The sequence below is a fragment of the Streptomyces sp. KR55 genome, from assembly GCF_052245645.1.
GTDB classification, from domain to species: domain Bacteria; phylum Actinomycetota; class Actinomycetes; order Streptomycetales; family Streptomycetaceae; genus Streptomyces; species Streptomyces flavusporus.
This window is the reverse complement of the sequence record NZ_JBQQCE010000593.1, coordinates 1-5,075: the sequence shown is the minus strand read 5'-3', so window position 1 is coordinate 5,075 and position 5,075 is coordinate 1. Positions and strand designations below refer to the sequence as shown.

Here is a 5,075-nt window from a genome sequence, read left to right as displayed (position 1 = left end):
GCGCGGCGGGCTGCTGCTGCGCACCGAGTTCGGGCTGCTGGCGGCGGAACCGGGCCATGTCGCGCTGATCCCGCGCGGGGTGCGCTTCCGTGTGGAGCTCCTCGACGAGTCGGCCCGGGGCTACGTCTGCGAGAACTACGGCGCCCCCTTCCGCCTGCCCGACCTCGGCCCGATCGGCGCCAACGGCCTGGCCAACCCCCGCGACTTCCGGGCGCCGGTCGCCGCGTACGAGGACGTCGACGGCCCGGTCGAGGTGGTCAACAAGTTCTGCGGCAACCTCTGGACGGCCACCTACGACCACTCACCGCTCGACGTCGTCGCCTGGCACGGCAACCATGTGCCGTACGCATACGACCTGCGCCGGTTCAATGTGCTCGGCACCATCAGCTACGACCACCCCGACCCGTCGATCTTCACGGTGCTGACCTCACCGAGCGACACCCCCGGCCTCGCGGGCGTCGACTTCGTGGTCTTCGCGCCGCGCTGGCTGGTGGGCGAGGACACCTTCCGGCCGCCGTACTTCCATCGCAACGTCATGTCCGAGTACATGGGCCTCGTCGAGGGCGCGTACGACGCGAAGGCGGAGGGCTTTGTGCCGGGCGGCGGCTCGCTGCACAACATGATGTCGGCGCACGGCCCGGACCGGGAGACGTTCGAGCGGGCCAGCGCCGCCGAGCTGCGGCCGCAGAAGGTCGACGACGGGCTGGCGTTCATGTTCGAGACCCGGTGGCCGGTGACCCTGACCCCGCAGGCGGTCCGCGCCGAGCACCTCCAGCAGGGCTACGACGACGTGTGGCAGGGCCTGCAGCGGCACTTCCGCCCCTTGCACTGAACATTCCCGTGCCGGTACGGATGGCCCCGTGACCTCCTTCGCCCCGGACTCCATCGTCCTGAACCGCAAGCTGCCGCTCTGGTACCAGGTCTCGCAGTCGCTGCGTGCCTCGATCCTCGGCCGCTCGCCGAGGGACTCGCTGCGCCTGCCCACGGAGGAACAACTGGCGGTGCACTACGGCGTGAGCGTGCTGACCATGCGGCAGGCGCTGAAGGAGCTGGAGGACGAGGGCCTGATCACCCGTCACCGCCGGCGCGGCACGTTCATCGAGCCGAACGCCCGCAGGGGCGCCCCCGTACGGCTGCTCGGCTCGGTGGACGCGATCGTGGCCCAGCAGTCCGGCATGACGACCGAGCTGCTGGACCACGGCCACGCGCGCGTGCCCGCGGAACTCGCCGAGTTCTTCCCGGATCTGGCCGAGGTGGCGACGTACCACCGGCTGCGCAGCGACGAGAAGACGGGCGAGCCGACCAACCACGCCCACAACTACGTCCGTCCCGAACTGGCCGACCGCATCGACCTGGACGACCTGGTCCGCTGGCCGATGACCAAGGTGCTGCGGGACATCGTGGGCGCGGACATCAGCCGTATCACGGACACCGTGGAGGCCCGCCTCGCGGACCCGGAGACGGCACGGCTCCTCAACGTCCCGCTGCTCAGCCCGATCCTGCACTACACGGGCATCACCTACGACACGGCCGGGCGCGTGCTGGACGTGGCCGTCATCCACTACCGCGGGGACCGCTTCTCCTTCACGGTGACCCTGGACGCCACCTGACCTGACCTCTGTGACCCCCCACTGCCCGTCGGCGGCACGTCGTACGATGCCCAGCGTGACGCACGACGACGCTCCGCTGCTCGCGGACCTCATGCCGTGGTCCGTCGCACCGCCGCGGCTCGGCCGGGGGTGGCCGACGGGCCCCGACGCGGCGTCCCTGAAGGCCCGCTGGGACGCCTTCGTGAAGGCCGAGGGCCCGGACCGGGAGGCGCTGCTGGAGCCAACGCGCTCCCGCACACTGCACTCGGCCGTGGGTCAGCTGCCCGGCCAGTCGACCGGCACGGAGAAGCTGCTCCGCGCCACGGGGCCCTGCCCGGAGCCGGTACGCGTCCTGCACGCCCCGTTCGACGAGCAGTGGCTGATCCCCGACCACCGCCTGATCGACGCGGCCCGGCCCGAGCTGTGGCGGGTGGCCGACGAGCACCAGATCTTCGCGGTGGAGGCGACGGCGGCACCGGACGCCGATGGTCCTTTGCTGCTCGCGACCTCCCTGCTGCCGGTCCTCCGCCCCGGCCGCATCCGCCCGCTGTACCGGCGGCCCGGGGGTGCGGAACCGAACCTGGCGCCGGGGTTGGTGGAGCACCTGGGCGCACGTCTCGGCAACTCGGTGGAGCCGGTGGACGTCTTCGCATGGGCACTGGCGACAGCACGGTACGCACCCGGCGGACACTCCGTCCCCCTCACCGAGGACGCCGAACTCTGGGCACAGGGTGTCAGGTTGGGCCACCGCCTGCTGTGGCTGATGCGCCGCAACGGCGAACGCCCCAAGCTACCCGGCGGCCGCCGCCCGTACGTCCGCGCCGCGCTCCCCTCCCGCCCGCTCACCCTGCACTACGACCGCGACGAGGAGACCCTGCACCTGGACGGGGGCCTCATCTCCCCGGTACCGCCGGAGGCGTGGGACTTCGAGGTGGACGGGACGCGGGTGCTGGAGCACTGGTTCGCGATCCGCACCGCCGAACCGGAACCGGGCACGCTGGCCGCGATCCGCCCGGCGACCTGGCCGCAGGCGTGGACGTCGGAGCTGCTGGAGCTGATCACGGCGCTGGCACTGCTGGCGGAACTGCGGCCACAGCAGAAGGAGTTGACAGTGACGGCGCCGATCACGGCGGCCGAGCTGCGCAGGGCGGGGGTGCTTCCGGTGGCGGAGGCGGCACGGAAGCCGGCCTCGGTTCTCGATCATCACGAAGAGGGCCCCGAGGGGCAGTTCGCACTGATCTAGTTCCGGGACTCGAAGGCGTCCAGGATCCGGCTCAACATCAACTCAAAAGCCCCGTCGAGATCGATCGGCCCAGGATCCTCCACGAACGCCGCCGCCAACCTGGGATATGCCCCGCTGGCCACCTGACTCCCGAGGTAGGCGATCCGCACCGCGTTCTCCTGCTCCGCCGACCACGGCAAGGACCGGGTCCGCTCGGCGTTGGCGAGCTCCGTCGCGACATACGACGTCACACACCCGTTCAGCATCCCGATGAGCTGCATCTTCATGCCGTAGGGCGCCTCCAGCGGGTCCAGGCAGGCCAGGCAGTGCTCCAGGTAGCGCAGGGCGTTGGGGCTGAAGCCGTAGACCGGTGACATCAGCCGCGTCATCCAGGGATGCCGGTGCATCAGCGAACGCGTCTGGTGAGCGACTCGGGCCATGTCGGCCCGCCAGTCCCCGCTCGGCTCCCACAGCTCGTGCTCCCCGCTGACCGTGTCCACCATCAGCTCGTACAGGTCTTCCTTGCGGGGGACGTAGTTGTACAGCGACATCGTCCCGCAGCCCAGCTCGCCCGCGACGCGCCGCATCGACACCGCGTCCAGCCCCTCCGCGTCCGCGATCCGCACCGCGGCCGCCGCAATGTCGGCACGGGTGAACGCCGGTTTCGGCCCTCGCCCCGTCCGCTCAGGTCGCGCCCAGATCACCCCGGGTTCGGCCGCTCTGCCCGCCATCGATCATCACCTCGGCCACCATCCTAGTTACGTACACCGTACGTAGTGCGCTATGGTCAGGCCATGACTACTACGTACGCTGTACTTAGTGAAGGTCTGGAGAAGCGGTTCGGCGAGGTCCACGCCCTGCGCGGACTGGATCTGGCCGTCGCGCAGGGCACCGTCTGCGGACTCCTCGGCCCCAACGGCGCGGGCAAGACCACGGCGGTACGACTCCTCACCACGCTCCTGCGACCGGACGCCGGCTCGGCCCGCATCGCCGGGCACGACCTGCTCCGGGAGCCGGCAGCCGTCCGGCGCCGGATCGGCGTCACCGGCCAGTACGCCTCGGTCGACGGCGACCTCACCGGCCGGGAGAACCTCCGGCTGTTCGCCCGGCTGCACCGGGTGCGCGGGCCGGCCGAGCGGGCCGGCGAGCTCCTGGACCGCTTCGGGCTGGCCGAGGCGGCCGACCGGCCGACGTCCACGTACTCGGGCGGGATGCGCCGCCGCCTCGACCTGGCGGCGAGTCTCGTCCGCCGCCCCGACGTGCTGTTCCTGGACGAGCCCACGACCGGCCTCGACCCGGCCAGCCGCAACCGGATCTGGGACGCCGTACGGGAGCTGACCGCCGGCGGCACCACCGTGCTGCTGACCACGCAGTACCTGGAGGAGGCCGACCAACTCGCCGACGACATCGCCCTGGTGGACCGGGGGCGAGTCGCGCACACGGGTTCGCCCGCTCAGTTCAAGGCACTCATAGGGGCACACGTCGAGGTCGTCGTCACGGACGCCGACGTCATGGTGAAGGCGGCGGCCGTACTGGATCAACTCACTGGCGTCGAGCCTTCGTTCGACCACGAGCGGCGCGCCGTCGGCGCGGTCACCAGGGACGTCACGCTCACGCTCCCCCGCCTGGTGCGCGAACTCGACGCGGCGGGCGTGCCGTTGCTCGACGCGAGCCTCAGACCACCGACCCTGGACGACGTCTTCCTGCGGCTCACCGAGGAGCGTGCGGCATGAGTACGTTGGCGTACGACGGCGGCGCGATGCTGGGCCGGCAGCTGCGGCGGATCCGGAACAATCCGGGGCTGCTGATCCTGACCCAGACCATGCCGGTCACCATGCTGCTGTTCTTCGGCTACGTCTTCGGCAGCGCCCTGGCCATGCCCGGCGCGGAGTACCGGTCCTTCCTGGTGCCCGGTCTGCTGGTGGCGACCGCCGCCAACGGGATCATGACCGGCATGTTCCAGGCCGCCCAGGACACACACCGGGGCGTGATGGACCGCTTCCGGACGCTGCCCGTGAGCCGGGCCGCCGTGCCGCTGGGGCAGGCAGCCGCGGATCTGGTCGTGACGGCCATCGGGACGGTGCCGTTCCTGCTGGTCGGGCTCGCGGTGGGGTGGCGGATCGAGGGGTCCGCGCTCGGAGCGGCGGGCGCCGTGGGGCTGTTGCTGCTGTTCCGGTTCGCGACGACGTGGATCGGGATCTTCCTGGGGCTGCTCACGCGGAACGAGGAGGCGGCCGGTCAGCTGGGCGGGGCGACGTTCATCC

At 71.3% G+C, this 5,075-nt stretch carries 6 protein-coding genes; 5 read left to right on the top strand and 1 reads right to left on the bottom strand.

Annotated features, from left to right (window positions below):
* From ACTWQJ_RS46155 to ACTWQJ_RS46145, 3 genes are all read left to right on the top strand, one after another.
* On the top strand, positions 1-832 hold an 832-nt coding region (locus tag ACTWQJ_RS46155), incomplete at its 5' end, for a homogentisate 1,2-dioxygenase domain-containing protein (protein ID WP_443312365.1).
* Between the two features lie 28 nt (positions 833-860).
* Entirely contained in the window at positions 861-1,610 is a 750-nt protein-coding gene (locus ACTWQJ_RS46150) for a GntR family transcriptional regulator (RefSeq protein ID WP_443312364.1), read from the top strand.
* Positions 1,611-1,656: 46 nt separating this feature from the next.
* A complete protein-coding gene (locus tag ACTWQJ_RS46145; RefSeq protein WP_443312363.1) occupies positions 1,657-2,832 on the top strand; it encodes a type ISP restriction/modification enzyme in 1,176 nt (391 codons plus the stop codon).
* Here ACTWQJ_RS46145 and ACTWQJ_RS46140 read toward each other — a convergent pair.
* Positions 2,829-3,542, bottom strand: a complete 714-nt coding sequence (locus ACTWQJ_RS46140) for a TetR/AcrR family transcriptional regulator C-terminal domain-containing protein (protein ID WP_443312362.1) — start codon at positions 3,540-3,542, stop codon at positions 2,829-2,831. The genes ACTWQJ_RS46145 and ACTWQJ_RS46140 overlap by 4 nt on opposite strands.
* Positions 3,543-3,605: 63 nt before the next feature.
* On the opposite strand from ACTWQJ_RS46140, the gene ACTWQJ_RS46135 reads away from it, so the two are divergent.
* Both ACTWQJ_RS46135 and ACTWQJ_RS46130 read left to right on the top strand, forming a co-directional pair.
* The gene (locus tag ACTWQJ_RS46135; protein WP_443312361.1) at positions 3,606-4,544 is read left to right on the top strand and encodes an ATP-binding cassette domain-containing protein; all 939 of its coding nucleotides are present in this window, start codon (positions 3,606-3,608) and stop codon (positions 4,542-4,544) included.
* A partial coding sequence (locus ACTWQJ_RS46130; RefSeq protein ID WP_443312360.1) for an ABC transporter permease occupies positions 4,541-5,075 on the top strand: 535 nt, incomplete at its 3' end. The genes ACTWQJ_RS46135 and ACTWQJ_RS46130, both read left to right, overlap by 4 nt.

What these genes read in the sequence shown, in the direction of transcription:
- ACTWQJ_RS46140 (WP_443312362.1), bottom strand. Translation starts at nt 3,542, where the DNA reads ATGGCGGGCAGAGCGGCCGAACCCGGGGTGATCTGGGCGCGACCTGAG.
- ACTWQJ_RS46135 (WP_443312361.1), top strand. Translation starts at nt 3,606, where the DNA reads ATGACTACTACGTACGCTGTACTTAGTGAAGGTCTGGAGAAGCGGTTC.
- ACTWQJ_RS46145 (WP_443312363.1), top strand. Translation starts at nt 1,657, where the DNA reads ATGCCCAGCGTGACGCACGACGACGCTCCGCTGCTCGCGGACCTCATG.